4 protein-coding genes are annotated in these 2,697 nt (G+C 73.2%); 3 read left to right on the forward strand and 1 reads right to left on the reverse strand.

The window, feature by feature from the left end; translation table 11 throughout:
- From HW578_RS25210 to HW578_RS25220, 3 genes are all read left to right on the forward strand, one after another.
- A partial coding sequence (locus HW578_RS25210) for a glycine zipper 2TM domain-containing protein (RefSeq protein ID WP_198373447.1) occupies positions 1–379 on the forward strand: 379 nt, incomplete at its 5' end.
- 46 nt (positions 380–425) lie between these two features.
- On the forward strand, positions 426–1,259 hold the full coding sequence (locus HW578_RS25215; RefSeq protein WP_198373448.1) for an ABC transporter permease: 834 nt from the start codon (positions 426–428) through the stop codon (positions 1,257–1,259).
- Positions 1,260–1,287: 28 nt separating this feature from the next.
- Positions 1,288–2,001, forward strand: coding sequence for an ABC transporter ATP-binding protein (locus HW578_RS25220; protein ID WP_369407976.1), 714 nt, complete (start codon positions 1,288–1,290; stop codon positions 1,999–2,001).
- 143 nt (positions 2,002–2,144) lie between these two features.
- On the opposite strand, the gene HW578_RS25225 is transcribed toward HW578_RS25220, so the two are convergent.
- Positions 2,145–2,697: hypothetical protein (locus HW578_RS25225; protein WP_198373450.1), on the reverse strand; the 553-nt coding region annotated here is incomplete at its 5' end.

Consider the following 2,697-nt stretch of genomic DNA (forward strand, 5'->3'; position numbering starts at 1 on the left):
CGGCATCGGCGCCGGCGCGGGTGCGGTCGGCGGCGGGCTGATCGGCAGCACCATCGGCGGCGACTGGCGCGCGCGCACGGTGGGCGGCGTGGTCGGCGCGCTGGCCGGCGGCCTGGCAGGCGCGGCCATCGAGGAAGGGGCCACCCGCGGCAACGCCATGGAGTTCATCATCCGGGACGACACCGGCCAGACGCGCTCGGTCATCCAGACCAACGAGCTCGGCCTGACGGTGGGGGACCGCGTGGTCATCACCCAGGGCGACCGGGTGCGGTTGTCGCGCGCCGGCGGGGCCGCGCCGGTCGGCTATGGCGCCCCCTATGGCGCCCCCTATGGCGGCGGCTACGGCGGCGGCCCGGTCGACGCGCGCGGCGGCAAGTAGCCCCGGCCTTCCGGCCCGGGCGCGGGGCGTGTAGAAGGCGCCCCCCATGCTCCATTCCGCCAGCCCGGTCCACGACTTCGACGCCGCAACCCCGCGGCGGCGCGAGCGCGCGCTCGAGGACCTCCAGGGCGGCCTGGCGCGCTGGCGCCTGGCCTGGGCGCTGGCGCGCGGCGACATCACGCACCGCTATCGCGGGTCGGTGCTCGGCCCGTTCTGGCTGACCCTGTCCACGGCGGTGATGCTGGCCGCGCTCGGCATCCTCTATGCCAAGCTGTTCCGCATGGATGTCGCGGCCTACCTGCCCTGGCTCACGGTCAGCCTGATCGTGTGGTCCACCATCTCGCAGATCGTCACCGACGCCACCACCAGCCTCACCTCGGCCGAGGGCGTGATCCGCCAGATGCCGCTGCCCTATTCGGTGCATGCGCTGCGCGTGGTGTTCCGCAATGCAGTGATCGCGGCGCACAACCTGCCGCTGATCGCCGTGGTCTTCGCCATCTTCGGCGTCGCGCCCGGCTGGTGGGCGCTGGCGGCGATCCCGGGATTCGTGCTGATCGCCGTCGCCGCCTTCGCCGCCTCGATCTTCCTTGGCATGATCTGCGCGCGGTTCCGCGACATCCCGCCGATCGTGGGCTCGGTGATGCAGATTGCCTTCTTCGTCTCCCCGATCATCTGGAAGCCCGAGATGGTCGGGCACTGGGAGCCCTGGCTGCCGATCAACCCGGTCTTCGCCATCATGGAGACGGTGCGCGGGCCGATCATGGGCACGGGCGCAGGGTTCATCGTCTGGGCGCTGGCGATCGGCTGGACGGCGGCGCTGATGGCCGGTGCCTGGGTCTTCTTCGTCCGCTTCCGCGGGCGCATCGCCTTCTGGGTCTGACGCCATGTCCGCGATCGAGGCAGCGGGAATGGCCATCGAGTTCCCGCTCTATCACCACAATGCGCGCTCGCTGAAGCAGCGGATCCTGGCGTCCGCGCCGCGGCGGTTGAAGCGCGACGACGACAACCGCATCGTGGTGGCCGCGCTGCGCGACCTGACCTTCGCGATCGGCAGCGGTGAGCGCGTGGCGCTGGTGGGTCCCAATGGCGCGGGCAAGACCACACTGCTGCGCACCATCGCGGGCGTCTACGAACCCGTGGCGGGCAGCCTGCGCGTGCAGGGCGAGATCGGCTCCCTGATCGACCCCGCCGCCGGTATGGACCCGCTGCTGACGGGGCGCGAGAATGTGGTGCTGCGCGCGCTCTATCGCGGCCTGACCGAGGCCGCTGGCCGGGCGCTCGCGGACGAGGTGCAGGGCTTCGCAGGGCTGGGCGAGTTCTTCGACGTGCCGATCCGCGGCTATTCGGCGGGGATGAATGTGCGCCTGTCCTTCGCCATGGCCACGGCGATGACGCCCGAGATCCTGCTGATGGACGAATGGTTCCTCGCCGGCGATGCCGAGTTCATGGCGCGCGCCGACCAGCGCCTGTCGAAGCTGGTGACCGATGCCGAGATCCTGCTGATCGCGACCCACGACATGGGCATCGTGCGCAAGTGGTGCACGCGGGCGATCCGGCTCGAGGGCGGGCGGATCCTGGCTGATGGGCCGGTCGAGCAGGTCCTGGAGGCGGCGGGGCTGTAGCGGCGCCTCATACCCGGCGCACGAAGTTCCGACCTGCGGCCCGAAGGACCGAGGCCGCGGATGCGGCCAGCGTCACGCCCCAGGCGTGCCGCCGGTACGACGCGTCCGGGGGGCAGGACGGCGGGACCCTCGCGCGCTCCGTATCAGCGCGCCATGCTGGCGTGCCAGCGCAGCAGCCGCAGCCGGCCTTCCTGCATCAGGCGCAGGCGCAGCAGCCAGGCCTCGGCCTCGAGCACCAGGTCCGCCGCTTCGGGCGCCGGGGGGCGGGCCGCCTGGTCGCGCAGCGCCAGCATCAGCGCCTGCCAGCCGGCCAGGACCGCGTCGCGGTGGCGGCGCCCGGCATCCTCGACGACATGGATCTCGAATCCGGCGCGCTGCAGGGCGGCGGGCAGGGTGGCCTCGGCCGGGGGTTCGCTGCGGCCCTCTGCCGCGAGCCAGCGGGACTCGGCAGCGCCGGCCGATAGCCCGCGCGACACCAGGTCGAGCAGCACCACCTGGCCGCCCGGCTTGAGGCCGGTCGCCGCGGCCGCCAGCAGCGCATCGGGCGACACGCCGGCCCGCAGCGGTTCCAGCAGCAGCGCGTGGTGGTGGAAGCGCGCGCGGAAGGCCGGGGCCGCGGCATCGAGGGGCTCGGCGGTGACGCGCCCGCGCCTTGGCGGGCGCGAGGGCGCCGCGGCGCCGGGTTCGAAGGTGGCC

Origin of the sequence: Roseomonas rosulenta (genome assembly GCF_016106005.1) — a bacterium.
In the GTDB taxonomy this organism is placed as follows: domain Bacteria; phylum Pseudomonadota; class Alphaproteobacteria; order Acetobacterales; family Acetobacteraceae; genus Neoroseomonas; species Neoroseomonas rosulenta.